This is a genomic window from Bacteroides cellulosilyticus (assembly GCF_020091405.1).
Lineage (GTDB): Bacteria > Bacteroidota > Bacteroidia > Bacteroidales > Bacteroidaceae > Bacteroides.
On sequence record NZ_CP081903.1, the window covers coordinates 1,475,382 to 1,496,476 of the forward strand.

A 21,095-nucleotide genomic window follows, 5' to 3' on the forward strand; every position below is an offset into this window, starting at 1 on the left:
ATATGAAAAAGATAGCTCTATATATATTATGCGGCGCAGCAGCGCTGTTCACGTCGTGCGACCCTTCCCTGCTCGACCTGCAAAATGAGAACACCCTCAGTACGGGCGTATACTGGAAGACGGAATCCGACATTGAGGCCGGTGTAATATCTGTATATGGCATGTTCTACCGCCAGGGAACATGGACCCGCAATATCTATACACAGATGATAGGCATGGCCGACGAAGGCGTCAGCTATGCCGGATGGACGGAACTGAACGAGTACACCAAGTTCATCTTTACCGATTATAACTTCACAGAGGTAAATACTAAGATCTACCGTGAACACTACACCGCCATCTTCCGTGCCAACCAGGTGCTGGACAACATTGATAATGTTGCATTTGCCGACGAAACGCACAAAAATGACCTGATAGGGCAGACCAAGTTCCTGCGTTCTTTCTACTACTTCTATCTGACCACCCTTTGGGAGAACATTCCCATCGTCCTGAAGACTTCTTCGGCCGCCGACAAGCCCATGCAAGCCAGTGCAGACGAAATGCTCACTCAGATAGAAACCGACCTGGAAGACGCCGTCACCAAACTGCCCGCCACCCGCGACGCCAATAACTACGGCCGCCCGACGAAAGGCGCCGCCTACGGACTACTGGCGAAAGCCTATGCACAGCACCATAAATGGGAAGATGCCCGCAGATGCCTCGAATGGCTCATCGACGGTGAAGGAAAGCGGTACTACGACCTCGTCCCCAACTGGGCTGACAACTTCAGCAACCAAACGGAAGACAACAAGGAGTCGCTATACGAAATCCACTTCTCACTGACCAACCGGGTAGGCTTCGACCAAACAGACAACTACCTGGACCCGAACGCACAGTTGGGCACACAGATTGAGATGAATCAAGCCCCCACCGGAATCGGTTGGAACAACATTGAAGCAAGGCGTTGGCTGGTGGACTACTATAAACGCGAACAAACCACAGATGGAAAGAATGACATCCGCCTGTTCTACACCCTGTGGTACGACGGAGCTGCATCCGACTTCCCCGAATATCCGAACCAGCTGATTTATGGCAAGCCCTGGAACAGCGATTGGGGTAACCGCGTGTTTATCAAGAAGTATAGCACCGATGCCTCCCCGCTGTATTACTGGAACAACAACAACTTCCGTTCATTGCGATATGCCGATATGCTATTGCTCTATGCCGAAGCACTCAACGAGCTGGGAGCCACCCCGTCTGCCAAAGCTATCGAATGCCTCAACCGCGTGCGCAACCGTGTAAACCTGCCCGACATAGAAGACAGTTCTTTCTACAATGGCAGCCAGATAACAGGCAATAAAGACGCTTTCCGCGAACATCTGAAAATCGAACGCGCCCTTGAGCTTGCCATGGAATGTGTACGCTGGGTTGACTTGAAACGCTGGGGCATCAATGACATCAACACTCTGAACGAGTTGAAAACCCGTGACAGCGATTTCAACAACTTCATCATCGGTAAGTCTATCCGCATGCCTTTGCCGCAAAGCGAAGTGGATAACAATCCGAATCTGAAACAAAATGACCAATATTAACCGAAGACATCTGAGTTATGACTAAAACAAGATATTTATTGATAGGAGCAGTCATATCACTGCTGACTTTATGGGGATGCAGCAACGATTCCGACTATGTAATCGGAAGCAATCCCAATGAATTTGCCATCAATCCGGTAGCCATACCGGTAAGCGCGGATGGCGGAACCTACGAACTGACAATCACCGGCAATGAGTCCTGGACAGCCAAATTAACCGACTCCAACAGTTCGGCACAAGACTGGTGCACACTGAGTGCAACGTCGGGCACAGGCAAGATGGTAATCACGCTCACCGTAAAGCCGAGTACCTCGTTCGTAAAAAACCGTTCCCTCCTCATCGAAGTAAGCGGCGGCAACAAGACGCTGAAGTCCAGAGTGCTGCAAGAAACGATGGTACTGGGCGAAGACGAAATACTGATAAACGGTATGGTATGGTCTACCAAGAACGTAGGCTCTCCCGGAACATTCGTAAGCTCTCCCGACGAGATAGGACAGTTGTATCAGTTCAACCGCAAAGTGGGTTACCCCGCCGGTCCTCAAGGTGACCCCGCACCAGCCAACTGGCCCGCAGACTATATGAACGACAACACCAACTGGATGACGGAGAACGATCCTTCACCCGAAGGCTGGCGTGTGCCTACCACACAAGAAATGGCAGCCCTGTGGGAAAAAGGAGCAACATGGGTGACAGCCGCCCAAACCGGCTTCAAAGTTGACGGAATCATTATCGGAGTAGATGAGGCCACCGCCAAACGTGCCACCAAGGACAACCTGAAACAACTGGGCTGCCTCTTCCTGCCCCAAAGCGGCTGGAGAAGTGAAAGCGGAATGATGGACCGCACATGGCTCTGTGCCGTACGCAGTGCCAATTCATTGAGCGTCACACATGGCGGAATGTCATTGGGAGACTCAGGCGGTTACCGGGACACATGGGGCTGGGGCGATGGCCAAAAGGCCCGTGCAGCCATGATACGCCCTGTCAAAAACATACAAGTTGAAGATTAGTTTGCAGCATCCATTTACCCAACGTGAAGGACATATATATTCAACACGTTGGATATATAGATCCAACGCATCCGATATATAGATCCAACACGTCCGGTATATAGATCGGACAGATTGGATCTATATGCCCAACAACTCATTCATTAACAAACCAATTTTAAGAAGATGAACAGATATAAGACCTATATATGCCTTACCCTGCTAGCCCTTTCCGGCTGTAAGAACAATGACGACAACAGCCCACAGACACTCACACCGCAAATCCGGTATGAGTTCAGCGGTGGCGCAGGACACTATAATTATGCTCCGAGCATCATCCAGGACGAATACGGCATCCGCTACGGGTTCATCTGCGAGAACCGCGACCCATTCAAGATAGTGGACTATGTTTATCTGTATAAAGGCATCCCTACGGAGAAAGGCTACGTATGGCAACCCGGCACACAGATTATCGAACCCTCTGAAAGCGGCTGGGACAACTGCCACATCTGCGACCCCGACGTCCGCGAATTCAAAACAACCTATAAAGGGGAAACCTACAACTGGATTATGACCTACCTCGGCGTAGATCGTTGGGACTGTAACCATAACCAGATAGGACTCGCCATCTCCAAGAACATTGAAGGTCCTTATATCAAGTTCGACAAAAACCCATTGGTTGCCTATCAGGACACCACCAAATGGGGTGTAGGGCAAAGCACCACCATCGTCAAGGACTCCGCCACCATACAGTTGTTCTATCACTCCACCACGGAGAACGGCCCCTTCTGCATGCGCGAGATAAAACTGAACGATCTGGATAACATCGTATTGGGCGAGGAACAGGCAATCCCCTTCCTGAGCGCCAACAGTTATCCCGCCATGTCCGACAAGTACATCTATATGGTGTCCGAAACCCGCGTATCTCCCATCAAGGAAATACCCACCTGGGTAGGCGATGTATGCCGCCTGGCGTACAAGCCGAGAACCGAAGACCTGGCCGGAGACAAGGACGGCTGGATAGAAATCGGACATGCCGGACCGGAAGAGACGGGATTCCCGCGAAACCATAACCCGGGCATCCTGACGGACACGAAAGGTTATATGCTCAGTGATGACGAACTGGTGATGTACTTCACCCCCGCCATGACAGGAGAGAACTGGTTATGGTCTTATGACCTGTATTCGGCTACGTTCAATCTGAAAAGTTACTTCAAATAAGAAAGTTCACATTTTCATTTCACCGAATAATTAACTTCTAAAACATAATGTTATGATCAAGAACAAACTTTATCTATTAGGCTTATTTCTACTGGCCTTGTCGAGCTGCACTTCCTCCGGGAAACAGCAGAAAACGGAAGTTGCTTCAAACGCGGAAAAGATTATCTTGGAAACGGACATCGGCAATGATGTGGACGATGCTCTGGCGCTGGATATGCTCTACAAATATCTGGATGCGGGAGACATCGACTTATTGGGTATCATGATAAACAAGGAGGGCACTTACCCTGCCGAATACACAGACATCATGAACACTTGGTACGGTTATCCCCAAATTCCCATCGGCATCCTGCACAATGGGGCGGACTGCGAGAATGACGCCACAAACTATGCCAAAGCCGTATGTCTGATACAGGATGAGAACAGCAAACCGACATTCAAACGTTCGCTGAAAGGTGGTTACGACCAACTGCCGGAAGCTCCCGCCCTCTATCGCAAGCTGCTGGCACAGCAACCGGACAGTTCCGTCACGATCATCTCCGTAGGTTTCTCTACCAACCTTGCACGCTTGCTGGATACTCCGGCCGACGAATACTCATCGTTGACGGGCAAAGAGCTGGTTGCCAAGAAAGTGAAACTGCTATGCACTATGGCAGGATGTTTCAACAACCCCGAATTGTACGAATACAACGTTGTGAAAGATATTCCGGCAGCAAAGAAAGTGTTTACGGAATGGCCCACCACGCTGGTGACTTCGCCTTTCGAGGTAGGTATCGCCATCAACTATCCTGCTACCAGCATCAAGAACGATTTCCAATGGGCACCGATACATCCGATGGTAGAAGCGTACAAGAGTTATCAAAAAATGCCATATGACCGTCCGACATGGGATTTGACCTCAGTACTCTATTCTGTTGAAGGACCTTCCTACTTCACTGTTTCGCCCGCAGGCAAGATAAGTGTAACGGACAAAGGGGCTACGGAATTTACTCCCGATGCGACCGGAAACCGCTACTACCTCACGGTAGATGCCGCCCAGGCTGAGAATATCAAACAACATTTTGTCAAACTGATTAGCAAACAACCCGCTCACTTTACTAAATAATCAATATCATGACTAAATATCTATTCTATATTATCGGGTTATGGCTATTCTGCTCTTGTTCGGACAGCACACCGGGAGAAGAACCGCCCGTTACCCCTCCCGAACCGACTCCTACCATAACCATCAGTAAACCGGAATTCGTCTTCGGTTTCACGGGAGAGAGTAAATATTCTTATTGTCCGAGCGCACTGAAACAGGAGGACGGCAGTGTACACCTGTTCTTCTGCGGCAACCCGGAGAACCAGATTATGGTTGATAACATCTTCCATATAAAAATCAATTCGGACGGTTCGCAAACTGCTCCCAAAAGTGTACTGCAACCGGGCATCGCAGGCACATGGGACGATCATCACACCTGCGACCCTTCCGTCATCGAGGGCAGTTTCAGCTGGAACAACGTGACTTACAAATATGCCATGTTCTTCCTGAGCAATATGTACGGAGTGTATTACAATGAAATCGGTGTGGCATTCAGTAACAGCTTGGATGCCGACAGTTGGGTGAAATATCCGAAACAGATTGTAAGAAAGACGTGGTCGGACGACGGTGACCAGGAAATTGGCGGCGGCGGAAAATCGTGGGGAGTAGGCCAGCCATCCGTAGTATCTCTTGACAAGAAAGGGAAGGTATTGCTGACTTACACCATCGGTGACATCGGCGGCACACGGATAGCATGGGCGGAAGCTGACTTCAGCAACATGGATAGCTATACCATCAGCACTCCTATGACTATCGTTCAAAGCGGCTTGCTGGCTATTGACAACCAATCGAGGGATTATACCTGCAATTCCGAGTTCGCCATCAACCAAGATGCGGATAAAATTGTCATGATACGCCCTGTGCAACCCATGCCCAATGATTACCCCGCTTATCTGAACAGTGCGCTGGAAATAGACTACATGAACCTCTCCGACTTCATGAACCAAAGCGGCAGTTGGACACCCATATACCGGATTACTCCCGACGATACGGGTTACCCGAGAAATCATAACGCAACTTTATTACGGGATAACTTCGGGCACTTACAAGATTGGGAAGAACCGGCTTTCTACTTTACAGTCAGCAAGGCGGCACCTGACGTACAACCTTCGGGCAGCAGCCATGCCGAATGGACATATCATATCTGGAAGAGCAAGGTGGTGAAAAGCAAATAATATCAATCTGACAATTTGATAATCCCATCACGCGAGAATGTCTTCTTTCCACCCGAAGATAAAGAAGGAAGAAAAAAACGCAAGGATTTCATTTTGCAGAAACGCAGGAAGAAGGGGAAAAGCACTTTTGGAAGAACATCATGGAACGATTTGTCCCCTTTTAGTGTTTTAAAGCCCGATATCGGGCGGAATGCTGACAAAAGGTGGGATTGCCGGTTATCACGTCATTCGTTCAACCAGAAGAAAATAAAGCATGTTCCCGGTAAGGCTACACCCTTTCATCCACATGGTATCACCCTTTCAGGGAAATGGCTACACCCTTTTTGGGAAAAGGTGTAGCCCTACCGAAAAACAGATGGTGTATTTTACCTGAATACATCATCTGTTTTGTCTGAAAAGACCATCCGTTCAAGGCAAATAGATGGTGTATTGCAGACAAAAAGATGATTTATCTCCCGAAAAGAGACGATGGATTGCGCTAAAAGGAGTAATTCAATCCAATGCTACGTCAGCAGAATATACGAAATTACATCTTTATGTCAACAAAATAGCAATATCTTTATCCTTGAAGCAGACTGAAAAGCACTCAGCAATATTTCACAAGTCTTATTCTCTCAGCTACCCGGTTACCCCTACTTTATTACAAATAACAGGGAATCATACCCCCACTTCATTACAAAATCATTATCTTTATACTGAAAAACAAACACTTAAGCTTTTATGATAGAGCGTAGACTTTTATCCCCCTTGACCGAATGGAAAAACAGTAAAAACAGAAAGCATGAGGAACAGCCCCACAGGAACATAACGGGCTGTTCCTCTTCTTTTTACGGTTTTGTGACATATCTATCTATATTTATGCCATTGCCTGCATCCATACATTAATGTCGCGAAATCATATACCTCTTCCCACATTTGCGCATACCTTTGCAAACAGAAAAAAATTCATTTGTATCCTTGATTGAAGAATAGGTAAGATAAAAACATAGGTAAGAAAGATTTCAGAACAGGAAAACAAAAACAGGTAGTTGAAACTGCTACCTGTTTTTCTAAAAGAGAAAAAGAAAAACATACAATATAACAATCTAAATTAAGAATGATGAATTCAAAACAAGCGCTTTTCAGTCTATTAATATGCGTAATGGCAATAACAGGTTGTGATACGCAAAAACAGGCCCTCGTAGGTAATGAACTTGCCCTGACACGAGCCAAGCAAACGTTGGATTCCTTGTACCAGAATTATTCAGTCTCCGGCACATGCCTGTTGCGTGAAAATTATCCTTCCAACATAGGTGATTATACTGCAACCTACCTGGCATCCGAAGAGCAAAAGAATATGCCTAACCTGTATTCCTATCTATGGCCCTATTCCGGAACCTTCTCGGCCGTAAACGCTTTATTCGAGACAACAAGCGATGCAAACTACAAATCATTGCTCGATACTAAAGTATTAATAGGCCTGGAAGAATATTTCGACACCCGGAGAACTCCCGAAGCCTACGCTTCATACATCAACAGCGCAGCGCAATCCGATCGTTTCTATGATGATAATGTCTGGTTGGGAATCGACTTTACCGACGTTTACACGCTTACCAAAGAAGCAAAATATCTCCAGAAAGCACAACTTATCTGGAATTTCATAGAAAGTGGTATGGACAACAACCTGGGAGGCGGTATCTACTGGTGCGAGCAAAAGAAAGAATCCAAGAACACCTGCTCGAATGCTCCCGGTTCAGTCCTCGCGCTGAAACTCTTCAAAGCCACAAAGGACAGCACCTATTTCGTAAAAGGTCAGCACCTTTATGAATGGACCAAAGCGAACCTGCAAGATTCGACCGATTACCTGTACTTCGATAATATCGCCCTGGACGGAAAAATAGGTAAAGCCAAATTTGCCTATAACAGTGGCCAGATGATGCAGTCGGCCGCCCTACTTTACCAACTGACCGGTGACAAAAACTATTTGACCGACGCTCAGAACATCGCCCGGGCATGTCACAACTATTTCTTCATGGACTATGCAACAGAGCAGGGTAAAACCATCAAACTCCTGAAGAAAGGCGATATCTGGTTCACCGCAGTCATGCTCAGAGGTTTTATCGAACTATACCAGGCAGACCGGAACAAAGTCTATCTGGATTCCTTCAACCAAAGTCTGGACTATGCCTGGGAACATGCACGGGATGAGAAAGGATTATTCAGCACCGACCTCAGCGGAAGTACCCACGATAACCGGAAATGGTTGCTGACCCAAGCTGCCATGGTTGAAATGTATGCCCGCCTTGCGGCCGTCAAATAATAAATGAGAATATACTAATACCTTTTAAAACATGAAAAAGAGAAATATCGGTCTATGCGCCGTAGCGTTGTTCTGCATGCACAACAATGCCAAAGCAATGGAGCCAACTTTAAAACAGGACAACACCAAAGTTGTGAACCATGCCCAGGTGACTGCCGCTTACAAGACCAACCGCCCTGCCGTAAAAAACAGACTGTACGTTTCGAAAGCCGTAGAAGCCGAAATCCTGCGGGTAAAGAAACTGCTGACCAACCAGAAACTGGCATGGATGTTCGAGAATTGTTTTCCGAACACACTGGATACCACCGTACATTATCGTTTGCTGGATGGTAAACCCGATACATTTGTCTATACCGGCGACATCCACGCCATGTGGCTGCGCGATTCCGGTGCACAGGTTTGGCCCTACGTGCAACTGGCACACAAAGACCCTGAACTGAAAAAAATGTTGGAAGGCGTCATCCGTCGCCAGTTCATGTGCATCAACATCGATCCTTATGCCAACGGATACAACGATGGCCCTACTGGTGGCGACTGGATGTCAGATATGACCGACATGAAACCCGAACTGCACGAACGTAAATGGGAAATAGACTCCCTCTGCTACCCTCTCCGACTGGCTTACCAATACTGGAAAGAGACAGGCGATGCCAGCGTCTTCGACGAAGCATGGATAGAGGCTATCACCAACATCCTGAAAACGTTCAAAGAACAGCAGCGCAAAGACGGTGTAGGCCCTTATAAATTCCAACGCAAGACGGAACGCGCGCTCGACACACTGAACAATAATGGTCTGGGTGCTCCAGTCAACCCTGTCGGACTCATTGTTTCCTGTTTCCGTCCTTCGGATGATGCCACCACACTTCAGTTTCTGGTTCCGTCGAATTTCTTTGCTGTATCTTCTTTAAGAAAAGCTGCGGAAATCCTTTCGACGGTGAATGAAAATGGTACTCTGGCTCAGGAGTGCACAGCCCTGGCTGACGAGGTAGAGATTGCCTTGCAGAAATACGCTACCTACAATCACCCGAAATACGGCACAATCTATGCTTTCGAAGTAGATGGTTTCGGCAACCACATGCTGATGGACGACGCTAACGTACCGAGCCTCCTCGCCATGCCTTATTTGGGAGATGTGGATGTAAACGACCCTATCTATCAGAATACCCGTCGCTTCGTATGGAGCCAGGACAATCCGTATTTCTTCAAAGGAAAAGCCGGTGAAGGAATAGGCGGCCCACATATTGGATATGATATGGTATGGCCCATGAGCATCATGATGAAAGCTTTCACCAGTCAGGATGATCAAGAGATTAAAGAATGTATCAAGATGCTGATGGATACAGATGCAGGAACCGGATTCATGCACGAATCTTTCCACAAAGATGATCCGGCAAACTTTACCCGCGCCTGGTTTGCCTGGCAAAACACACTGTTCGGAGAGCTGATTCTGAAACTGGTGAATGAAGGAAAGGTGGAATTACTTAATCAAATATTATAAAACTCTGAAACAATAAATGTTTGCTACACTTTAATAATACTATAAACATATGAAAGAAATCAAAAAAAGAAAATGGTTTATTCTGACAAAGCACTCAACCAGAATAACGGCTATCTGTATTTCCCTCTTGGTAATAGGGGCATTTAGCGAGCAAGTTTATTCAAAAGATAACTTGGTCAATAAAGCCACAAACATTACAGATGGAATTCGGCAAGAGGCAAAAAGAAACATCACCGGACAAGTAAAAGACAATATGGGTGAAAGCCTAATTGGAGTAACCGTCCAAATAAAAGGAGAAGTAGGCGGAACCATCACCGATATAGACGGCAAGTTTACAATTAAAGCCAATATAGGTGACAAATTGGTAGTATCTTATATTGGATACACCCCTCAAGAAATAATGATTGACAATCGTGAGCATTTCTCAATCGTCTTAAACGAAGACGTCAATGAACTGCAAGAAGTTGTAGTTGTAGGGTATGGTACACAAAAACGTCTGAATGTAACAGGTTCTGTGTCATCCGTTTCTTCAAACCAGTTAAAACAAAGCCCTGTTGCCAATATATCTAATGCTTTGGCCGGACGCCTACCCGGTATCATTTCCGTCCAACGTGGTGGAGAACCGGGCAATGATGGAGCCAACATATGGATACGTGGTTTCGGTACGTATGGAACAGCAAACTCCCCACTTATAATGGTAGATGGACTAGAACGCAGTTATGACAATATTGACCCCAATGAAATAGAGGATATCACCATATTGAAGGATGCCTCTTCTACTGCAGTTTATGGAGTTCGTGGTGCTAACGGTGTTATTCTTATCACAACCAAAAGGGGTACTGCTGAAAAGCCGCAAATTAGCGTTAACTTGCAAACTGCCATTCAGCAACCTACACGTTTACCTAAATATTTAGATTCATACGATGCCTTAACGCTCTATCGTGAAGGTTTAGTGAATGATGGACTAAATGCTGCTATGTATACAGACGAATACTTAGCAAAATACAGAGACAACAGTAATCCTACTTATAAATATCTTTACCCTAATGTAAATTGGCAAGACGAAATGCTTAAACCGTCTTCAATGATGCATCAAGCTAATATCAATATAAACGGTAAAAATTCATTTGTCCGCTATTTTGTTTCAGTATCTTATATGCAGCAAAACGGACTTTATAATTATGAAGATGCCACAGAAGACTATAATATTCAAGCAACTCTGAACCGATATAATTTCCGCTCAAATGTAGATTTATCCATCTCTAAGAATTTAGAAATGGAAGTCAATCTAGGAGGTATCATCCGTGACCGTAACTATCCTAACGTAGATACTGGAGACCTTTGGAATCGTTTAAAGATAACACCTCCATGGTGGTATCCCGTACAGAACCCTGACGGTTCGGCTGCCGGTGTACAAGGTTTAGCAAGAAATCCTTATGCCATGTTGACCCAACAAGGTTATAGAAAGAATTTCGAAACAACTCTCCAAGCTACGGCCGGTTTTACATGGAAGTTACCTTGGGTAACCCCTGGATTAAGTATAAAAGGCCGCCTGTCCTTTGATACAATGAATTTCAGGGATGTAACTCGTGCTAAAGGAGCATACACCTACCGTTATGTAACAAATGAAGATGAACCCGACTTATCCAAAGGTACATACATCCGCGTGGAAGAAGGAACCAACACGTTAGATTACTCTGTTAATGCCAACGGAAACAAAAAAGTCATTGCAGAACTGTATCTTAATTACGAACGCAGGTTTGGCAAACATGATATAAAAGGGCTCTTACTGTATAATCAAGAAAGCTATTCCGCTGCTGTGGGAGGAGGCAAAAACAATGCAATTTCTGGATTACCCTACAAATATCAAGGTTTAGTGGGACGGGCAGCATATGCTTTTGACGACAGATACTTTGCTGAATTTAACTTTGGTTACAATGGTTCGGAAAACTTTATCAAAGGACGACGGTTCGGTTTTTTCCCAGCCTTCTCTGCCGGTTGGCTAATTTCTAATGAAAGCTTTATTCAAGATAATCTCCCACAAATAAGCCTATTGAAACTCAGAGTTTCTGCAGGCGTTGTTGGAAATGACAAGTCAGGACAACGCTTCCTGTATCAAGGGAAATGGATATTGGATGCTCCGGGCTACCAGTTTGGAACAAACAATGACGGTGCTTGGTATGCCGGAGCCGAAGAAAATGCTACCGGTAACCCATTCGTTACTTGGGAAAAGTCTAAGAAATTCAATTTCGGTCTTGACTTAGGGCTGTGGAATAATGAACTAAAGTTGGAGACAGACATCTTTTACGAACGAAGAGACAATATTCTGACACAACCATTAACCATACCCGAAATTGTGGGTATAGCAAACTTACCGATGATCAACGCAGGTATAGTTGATAACAAAGGATTCGAAGCCACCCTTACTTATCAAAAGAATATTAATGACTTTGGTTACTTCATCAGAGGGAATGTTTCTTTTGCCCGCAATAAGATTGTGGACATTACTGAACCCAAACTGGAAGGAAGAGAGTGGCAAGCACGTACTGGACGAAGAATCAATGAACACATGGGTCTGACTGCCATAGGTTTGTTCAAAGACTGGGAAGACATTGCAAGCAGTCCTAAACAAACTTTCGGTCCTGTCCAACCAGGTGATATCAAATATGCAGATCTAAATGGTGACGGACAAATAGACACACAAGATGAAGGATACTTAGGAAGAGTATCAATTCCGGAAACGATGGCAGGATTATCCTTAGGATTAAATTACAAAGGATTTGATATTAGTGTATTATTTCAAGGTGCTTTTGGTGCCTATGTCTACTACGGAGGGAGCAGTACTTATCCGTTTTCACAGAACAGTAGCGTCTTGGCAGAAGTAAAAGATAACTATTTCAGCACCCAAAATCCTAATGTGAATGCCTTATATCCACGTATGACATCCAATGACAATGCCAATAACTATCGTGTATCAAGTTTTTGGCACCGAAACAGCGATTATGTCCGGCTCAAAAATGCGGAAATAGGTTATACCTTTTCGAAAGCACTAATCAACAAGATTGGAATATCAAATGCCAGAATCTATCTTACTGGTTTGAATTTGTATACATGGAGTAAAATCAAGACCTTTGACCCGGAAATACCCGATGGTACGGGCAGTTACCCACAACAACGTACTATCAACATGGGAATAAACTTTTCTTTTTAACACTATAAATTATCAGAACATGAAAAAAATATATTTCATCATTATATATTCACTATTAGTGACTTCATGTGACTTCTTGGATATCGTGCCGAAAGAAGTTGTAATGGAGGAGGATATTTGGAATGACATCAAGAATGCTGAAAAAGTACTTGCAAAACTCTATAATGCTATACCTAGCGAAACGATGAGCGATGATGTGTGGGGGGCATCAGACGAAGCCTGGCATCATTGGGAAAATAACAATCAGTCTTCATGGAAATACAATACCGGAAGTTGGGGTCCAACAGACAACCCACTTGGAAACTGGAATTGGCGCTATCAAGATATACGCCGGGCAAACCTATTTATTGAACATATTGAGTCTGTACCTCTACAAGGAGACCAACAAGAGTATTATCAAGTAAGAATACCCGTATTTAAAGCCGAAGCTCGTTTTTTACGTGCATTCTACTATTTTGATTTACTTAAAAGATATGGAGCGGTACCTCTGATTACCGAGTCTATAAAAGATATCAATAACACCACTTCAACTTTAATAGAACGAAATTCTGTAGACGAAATAGTTCAATTCATTGTTAATGAATGCGATGACATTAAACACACTCTCAAAGTAGATTATACCGATGAGCCCTCTCAGACTGGTAGAGTGACAAGAGGAGCAGCCCTTGCACTGAAAAGTCGTACATTACTTTACGCCGCCAGTCCACTATTCAATGGCAATAAACTATATGAGAACATAACTAAACAAGACGGAACCCCGCTATTTAGTACAAATTACGATCAAGAAAAATGGAAAAAAGCTGCTGACGCAGCTGAAGAACTATTAGCTTTGGTAGACCAAGATGTTTACGAACTCTATCAACCCAATCCCGATAACCCAGTGGATAATTATGCACAATTATTCTACACTCGCGAATGGAAAGAAACAATTTTAGCTTATTCACAAGGTAATGGTAACGGTTATGAAATCGGACATTTTCCGAACGGATATCCCTTCAACGGACAGGGTAAAATGAGTGTATTACAGGAATTAGTTGACGCTTACGAAACAAATACAGGATTTCCCATAGACGACCCACGAAGCGGTTACACAGAAAAAGGATTCTGGGATGGAGTCATGTGGGACGGAATAGAATTCTCTGATGTCCATAATGTATCCAACATGTATTTCAACCGCGATCCACGATTTTATGCTTCTATCTATTTTCAATACTGTAACTGGGTGCTATCACGCCATAAAAGGCCTGTCAAGTTTGCTTATTACGGAAACAGAAACTTCAACAATGATGACTCCGATGCGTGGCCTTGGTCAATGGGAACACACAACATGACAGGATACGGAGTTCGAAAATGGGGATCTCCTGAAGTAGATATTTTAAACGGAACAGGAACTGCCCGAAGAAATATTCCCGTCTTCCGCTTAGCAGAAATCTACCTAAACTATGCAGAGGCATTAAATGAATATTTAGAGAAACCTGATCAAAGAGTATACGATGCAGTGAACAAGGTAAGAGCACGTGTACAAATGCCTGCACTTCCTATCAAAGACAGAACGGAAGATTTAACTAAAGAAGGTATGCGAAAACGTATCAGAAATGAACGTCGTGTAGAACTAGCATTTGAAAGCCATCGTTTCTATGATGTAAGACGCTGGATGATTGCCGCCAATCATAATGGCGTGAAAGGAACAGACAACGGAATTGTATACGGAATGAATAACCGCCCTTCGCAAGAAGAACTGGAAGCAACCGGATTAGATTGGAAAAGCGAGGCAGCAGGAGTGGCGGTATTCTACAAAAGAACTCCTATGCAAACTCGTGTATTTCAAGAAAAGCATTATCTCTTCCCGATTCCTAAATCGGAAATAGATAAAAATCCCAATTTAAAGCAAAATTATGGTTGGTAAATAAACAATATAAACTCATGAAATTACATAAAATCATATTATCAATAGTTACACTAACAGCAAGTATCATTGCTTGCGAGTCATTACCTAAAGAAGAAGGCATTGCCAAAATCTACTTTACAGGAGGAACAAATGGAGTAGCTGAAATAAGCCCTGATGATGTAATCATCGACAAAGAAAATAAAACCATGACTTTTGCTTTTGGCATCAGTCGATCAGGTTTACAACCTGCTATCGGTTTCACAGTGAACTGTGAGATTGATAACACTAAGGTGCCTGCCAACACAGTACCCTTATCCGAAAATGAATATACCCTGTCTACCAAAGATGGAGAAATGGGAAATACCATTAAGTTTGATAATGAAGAAATAAGCAAGACACTATATCTGACCGTCTCTGAAGAAACCTTCGCAAAATACAATGGGAAAAAGATGGCTATCCACCTCCATATGTCTGAACCTTCACTTTATGAATTGAATGCTTCTCTTTCCGACATGGATATCGTGATAGACGTAATAAATTTTTTGGGTGCCTACGAAGATATAACAGAAAGTGTACTAAAAAACTTCAAAAGTCCATTCGAAGTCACCCCGGACTCTCCTCCTTTAGGAAGCTGTGATCCCGAGCAACATACTCCTACAGAATGGATTGTGAATGATGCTGTAAAGATTCACCTATATAATGGGAAAATGCATGGCGGAGTAGATGCCCGATGCTGGGGAAATAGAAATTGGCTCAGTGCAGGAAACTTCGACTTTTTTAATGAGAAAGAAGTGTTAAACGGAAAAATCTATCAAACAGCAAAGCTTGTAGCTGGTCAGTATCGCATCGAATACGAAATAGGAGAATCCTTTGGAGGCCCCAATCATGCCGCATTAGTCATTACCAATGGAGAGACCCTACCTGATTTCGACCAAAAAGAAAAAGAAACCATCGCCTGTCATGAATTCACAGCAGGCACAAGTAAGGACTTCAGTTTGGAAGAAGATAAAACTGTATCTATCGGGTTTGTTTATTATATCCCCAAAGGAGTACAATGTGCATATGCCATTAGCTCTATAAGAGTAAAACGACAAATTAATGTATTTAACTAATAAAAAGAGACAGATGAAAAAGAAATTCTTACTTTTATCCCTATGCGTGGCAATAAATACATTTATGACGCCAACAACTAATGCTTCTAATCCAATAAAGATTAAGGACAACTATCAAAATAACAGATTTCCATTACAAAGAAAGCCTTATGTGCAGCTTCCCTTAGGAAGCATCAAACCCAAAGGCTGGTTAGAAGAAATGCTGATAAGACAGAGGAACGGATTAACCGGCCAGATGGACAAATTGTACCCACTCATGGGAGAACGAAACGGATGGCTTGGTGGAAATGGGGATCAATGGGAGAGAGGTCCTTATTGGATAGACGGATTACTGCCTCTGGCCTACATTCTGGATGATAAAGCAATGCAAAAGAAAGTTCAACCCTGGGTGGAATGGGCACTGAAAAGCCAGAACGATGAAGGATTTTTCGGTCCGGCAACAGATTATCCCGGCGAAGCCGGTCTACAGCGCGACAACTCACATGACTGGTGGCCACGCATGGTAATGTTAAAGATTCTGCAGCAATATTATTCGGCAACCGAAGACCAAAGAGTTATCAGCTTCATGAGAAATTATTTTGCTTATCAGCTGAAAACATTACCCGAAAAGAAATTAGGGCATTGGACTTTCTGGGCCGAGTTCAGATCTGCTGATAACTTACAAGCAGTCTACTGGCTATACAATATTACAGGAGATGCTTTCTTACTGGAATTAAGTGAGTTGATTCATAATCAATCTTTCAGTTACCTTGACATGTGGAAACGGGGAGATCTGAAACGTATCAAGACCATCCACTGCGTAAACTTGGCACAAGGCATTAAAGAACCTGTCATTTATTACCAGCAAGCTAATGACGCAAAATATCTGCATGAAACCAAAGAAGCCATTAAGGACATTTGCGAATTTCATGGACAACCCCAAGGAATGTATGGAGGAGACGAAGCCTTACATGGAAGTAATCCTACACAAGGTTCAGAATTATGCTCTGCCGTAGAGTTCATGTTTTCTCTGGAGAAGATGGGCGAAATTACAGGAGATATAGACTATGCCGACCATTTAGAACGAATAGCCTTCAATGCACTGCCTACTCAAATTTCTGATGACTTCATGAGCAGACAATACTATCAACAAGTGAATCAGATTGCCGTAACTCGCCAACGCCGCAACTTCGATCAGGAACACGAAGGCACAGACAATCTCTTCGGCTTACTGACAGGATATCCATGCTGCACCTCAAACCTTCATCAGGGATGGCCTAAGTTCGCGCAAAGTTTATGGTATTCCACACCCGATAATGGTCTGTCAGCATTCATATATTCTCCATCCGAAGTTACAGCTAAAGTTGCCGACAACTGTACGGTGACTATTGAAGAAAAAACTCATTATCCTATGGATGACAAAATTACATTTATCATCCGCTCCATTGATAACAAAGAAAAGAAAGTGGAGTTTCCATTTCACCTGCGCATACCCAAATGGTGCAAACAAGCTGAAATTACAGTTAATGGAGAAAAAGTACGCACCGCAGAAGGAGGCAATATAGCCGTTATCAAGCAAACCTGGAAAAAAGGAGATACCATTGAACTATTCTTGCCAATGGAAGTTTCAGCCTCTACCTGGCACGAAAGCTCCGTAGCTATCGAAAGAGGGCCTCTGGTATATGCACTGAAGATGGAAGAAAACTGGGAGCGTAAAGAAATGGACAATAAAGTTTATGGCGATTATTATTATGAAGTAACTTCGTCTTCTCCATGGAATTATGGTTTGGTTGAGTTTGACCGGAACCGGGCGAATGAAGTAGCCGAGGTTATTATTGATAAGGAAAAACAGAAAACAAACTATCCATGGAACACAACAAATGCCCCGATTGAAATAAAGATGAAGGCAAGACGCATCCCCTCATGGCAAATATACAATGGCTCAGCCGGACCTCAGCCATTCTCTTTCTGTCCACTTGCCGAAGGTGAACAACAAGAAATAACTTTAATCCCATACGGATGCACTACACTAAGAATAACAGAGTTTCCAATGGTTGGTCGATAAGACTAATTAACGAATAAGTGCCAATCACAAATCAAACTGTATTACAATCTCAGGGACTCAATAATAAGGATGCCAACCTATTAAGTTCTTGTATAAAGGCTGAAAGAATTAATTCTTTCAGCCTTCACCACAGAAACATCCCCCGGCTCTCTGCCACCGAAATTTATTTCTCCGTCAAAGAAGCTGTGATGAAGTCTCAAGGCTGACATACAGTTTCCCAAGAACAGAAGAACACGAACAAGAAAGTTACTGTTTTTCCGAATATTCCCAAATAAACCGGGCTATTGTTTTGTTTTTTGAGAGAATCGTTTTATCTTTGCGTCAACATGCTTACCCCGCTTCCCGTCAGATCAGCGCGCTCAGGGTAAGCCTTTTATTTTTACACCCCTATGACTAAAATTCCCTATCCCAAAAATCTCATATCTTTTGCAGATCAGATTACCTTACTGAAACAACGTGGACTTTGCTTCGGCGATGAATCCAAAGCGTTACACCTATTGCAGAATATTAGCTATTATCGTTTGAGCGGCTATTGGTATCCTTTGTTAGCGAATAAACAGAACCATATTTTCAAATCCGGCAGTACGTTTGAAACTGCTTACAATATTTATAAGTTCGATAATGAACTCCGCAAACTGATTATTGCAGAGTTAGAAAAAATAGAAATAGCAGTACGTACACAAATCACTTATATACTTTCTTCACAGTACAATGGTTATTGGTTTACCGATGCTTCTCTTTTCAATAATCCTGTGCGCCATGCCCACATGGTAGCCAAGATAGATGAAGAATATCAGCGTAGCGATGAAGAATTTGTAACGGCTTTCAAAACTAAATATTCAGACCACTTTCCTCCAAGTTGGATAACAATGGAAATTACCTCTTTCGGTACGCTGTCTATTCTGTATAATAACTTAAAACCCGGACGGGTAAAACGAAATATTGCGACCTATTTCGGGCTACCGGATACCGTTTTCGCCTCATGGCTGCATAGTATTGTCTACATTCGCAACATTTGTGCGCACCATTGCCGCTTATGGAACAGGACATTAAGCATTCGTCCCCTGATGCCCCGTTCGCCCCACAAACCGTTTATATCTCTTCCTGCCGGTGGCACACAACAGGTTTACTTTATATTGAGCATGATCACTTATCTGCTGAATATCATTAATCCCAACCATTCTTTCGTAGTAAGGCTTAAAGACCTATTAGCAACCTACCCCTCGATTGATATACGGGCTATGGGTTTTCCTGCCAACTGGGAAAATGAAGATATTTGGAAATAGACCACATTGCATTTACCGGAATATATTTGCAACCGGAGCACCAATTCTTTCAGCCCTCCTATCACCCTTATTTATAAGATTTTACGCTGAAAGTATCCTCTGAAGGGATACTTTCAGCTTTCAGTCGTCACCACAACCGCAGAAACATTTTTCAGCCCCACTATCTTCTCACCACCTGATACACATTTCCATACTCCGTGTGCCGACGCACCACCCCCGCTTTCAGCAGCACTTGGCCGAAGCGCATAGGATTGACACTGCGCATGGCAACGGAATTCTTTTGCTGAAGCTCCCTGAAAATCTGGGCAGCCGTAAGGCCGAGACTCTTCTCACCGGGATTCGCCACACGAAAATAACTATGAAAAACATCCTCTGCGGGACAAACACGGTAGAACGCCGCATTCTGCGCTTGCAACACCTGCTCCTCTTCTTTGGTGAACCAATCACGCCTCCCCGCAAGCAGTTCCGCCTTCAGTTGCGCATAGATCTGGTCGTGCTCTATGTGGGTACAATCGATTATCCGCTCCACTTCCACGCAGAGAAAACGACGGCTTCCCGTAGGGTCGGTAAGTAAGTCGAAACGGTTACTGGTACCAATAAAAGAGGCGACACGAGGCAATTGGCGGAAACTCTGCTGATAGGCTTTACGAATATTCAAATCAGACATTTGCATCAGGTTTTTCAGCAACGGCATTTTGTTTTCAGCATATTTATCGAACTCGTCCATATTCAGCAAGCCCATTTCCGCCAAAAGGCGTTCCGCCTGCCCTTGCGAAGTAAGCTTCAGATTATCCACATAATATCGCCGCAGAACCATCGGCATCAATGACTTGCAAAATGTGGATTTCTGCCGTCCCTGCTCTTGACTTACAAGAATAGGCGCCACACTGTTGGCATGTATACCTGCCAGCCCCGACCATTGCGCGGCAAGCCCCAGCATCCAGGTGTGAAATCCCTGCACCCAATGCGGACAGCCGGAAACCCGCAAGGCAAGCTGTGTCAGGCGGTCAACACCGTCCCATTGCGGCAATTCCTCCATATAGAGGTGGAAAGGGTGATAGTCAGAAATATAAGTGGAATAGATATAGCGGTTCAGGTCTTTGTCCCAGCAAGGGATACCCTCAGTATGAGCCTCAATGCAGAAAGCATTCAGGTTTCGCTTACCCACAGGCAGGAAAGCAAAATCACGCTGTCCGGCAGGACGGAATTCGGTCTCCTCCGTCAACAGATTATAACGGAAATCATAACGTTTCGTCAGGAAATCCATGACCTGCCTCGTCAGGCGAACCGTTGTATTCGTGTTGTCTCCGGACTCCGATGCTTCCGGTGTTTTCTTCTTTGCTTTCCGTTTTTCCGAGAAAGCCAGCAACTGTTGTGCCTCGCACAGCAAGCGGCGTTGTTCCAATGTCATTAATTTCTTTTTCATAACTTCTTTTCATTTAAATAGTAAACAGGTTTCGTTTTGCCAGTACCGACGCTACGAATTTACTACAGCGTGGAAGCGTTTTGCAAGCGTTTCACCAACTATTTTTCTTAAAACACAGTTAGAAAGAAAGTAAGGACTTCCATAGGAAAATCTTACTAATATCACTACCTTTGTGTGCTGACTTAGAAACGACCGACTGGAGTTATTCACTCGAACAACTTCAGTCGGTCGCTCTACCAACTCCAGTCACTCATCCGACCGACTCCAGTGGTTCACTTTCAAAACAGCACCTTC

The 21,095-nt window shown here is 44.2% G+C and carries 13 protein-coding genes; 12 read left to right on the top strand and 1 reads right to left on the bottom strand.

The annotated features are described in order from the left end of the window. Positions 1 to 2 precede the first annotated feature (2 nt). The 12 genes from K6V21_RS05115 to K6V21_RS05170 all read left to right on the top strand — a co-directional run bounded on the left by K6V21_RS05115 (position 3) and on the right by K6V21_RS05170 (position 19,375). A complete protein-coding gene (locus K6V21_RS05115; protein WP_224321065.1) occupies positions 3 to 1,571 on the top strand; it encodes a RagB/SusD family nutrient uptake outer membrane protein in 1,569 nt (522 codons plus the stop codon). A gap of 17 nt (positions 1,572 to 1,588) precedes the next feature. Then, positions 1,589 to 2,578, top strand: a complete 990-nt coding sequence (locus K6V21_RS05120) for a BACON domain-containing protein (RefSeq protein WP_224321066.1) — start codon at positions 1,589 to 1,591, stop codon at positions 2,576 to 2,578. A 165-nt stretch (positions 2,579 to 2,743) separates the two neighbouring features. Then, the gene (locus K6V21_RS05125) at positions 2,744 to 3,778 is read left to right on the top strand and encodes a hypothetical protein (protein WP_224321067.1); all 1,035 of its coding nucleotides are present in this window, start codon (positions 2,744 to 2,746) and stop codon (positions 3,776 to 3,778) included. Positions 3,779 to 3,830: 52 nt separating this feature from the next. Continuing rightward, the gene (locus tag K6V21_RS05130; protein WP_224321068.1) at positions 3,831 to 4,883 is read left to right on the top strand and encodes a nucleoside hydrolase; all 1,053 of its coding nucleotides are present in this window, start codon (positions 3,831 to 3,833) and stop codon (positions 4,881 to 4,883) included. An 8-nt stretch (positions 4,884 to 4,891) separates the two neighbouring features. Then, entirely contained in the window at positions 4,892 to 6,037 is a 1,146-nt protein-coding gene (locus K6V21_RS05135; RefSeq protein WP_217712868.1) for a sugar-binding protein, read from the top strand. 1,099 nt (positions 6,038 to 7,136) lie between these two features. Further along, positions 7,137 to 8,336: a glycoside hydrolase family 76 protein gene (locus K6V21_RS05140; protein ID WP_224322001.1), complete on the top strand. Its 1,200-nt coding sequence runs from the start codon at positions 7,137 to 7,139 to the stop codon at positions 8,334 to 8,336. 31 nt (positions 8,337 to 8,367) lie between these two features. After that, entirely contained in the window at positions 8,368 to 9,834 is a 1,467-nt protein-coding gene (locus tag K6V21_RS05145) for a glycoside hydrolase family 125 protein (protein ID WP_224321069.1), read from the top strand. A gap of 49 nt (positions 9,835 to 9,883) precedes the next feature. Beyond that, complete coding sequence (locus tag K6V21_RS05150) at positions 9,884 to 13,045, top strand: SusC/RagA family TonB-linked outer membrane protein (protein ID WP_217712870.1); 3,162 nt, start codon at positions 9,884 to 9,886, stop codon at positions 13,043 to 13,045. A 19-nt stretch (positions 13,046 to 13,064) separates the two neighbouring features. Then, on the top strand, positions 13,065 to 14,951 hold the full coding sequence (locus K6V21_RS05155; protein ID WP_217712871.1) for a RagB/SusD family nutrient uptake outer membrane protein: 1,887 nt from the start codon (positions 13,065 to 13,067) through the stop codon (positions 14,949 to 14,951). 17 nt (positions 14,952 to 14,968) lie between these two features. Next, complete coding sequence (locus K6V21_RS05160; protein WP_217712872.1) at positions 14,969 to 16,045, top strand: DUF5013 domain-containing protein; 1,077 nt, start codon at positions 14,969 to 14,971, stop codon at positions 16,043 to 16,045. A gap of 13 nt (positions 16,046 to 16,058) precedes the next feature. Next, on the top strand, positions 16,059 to 18,089 hold the full coding sequence (locus K6V21_RS05165; protein WP_217712873.1) for a beta-L-arabinofuranosidase domain-containing protein: 2,031 nt from the start codon (positions 16,059 to 16,061) through the stop codon (positions 18,087 to 18,089). Positions 18,090 to 18,478: 389 nt separating this feature from the next. Beyond that, positions 18,479 to 19,375 (top strand): Abi family protein, encoded by an 897-nt coding sequence (locus K6V21_RS05170; protein ID WP_217712874.1) that lies wholly within the window; start codon positions 18,479 to 18,481, stop codon positions 19,373 to 19,375. A gap of 160 nt (positions 19,376 to 19,535) precedes the next feature. Here the strand turns inward: K6V21_RS05170 and K6V21_RS05175 are convergent, their stop codons facing one another. Next, positions 19,536 to 20,801, bottom strand: a complete 1,266-nt coding sequence (locus K6V21_RS05175; RefSeq protein WP_224321073.1) for a VapE domain-containing protein — start codon at positions 20,799 to 20,801, stop codon at positions 19,536 to 19,538. Positions 20,802 to 21,095: the final 294 nt, after the last annotated feature.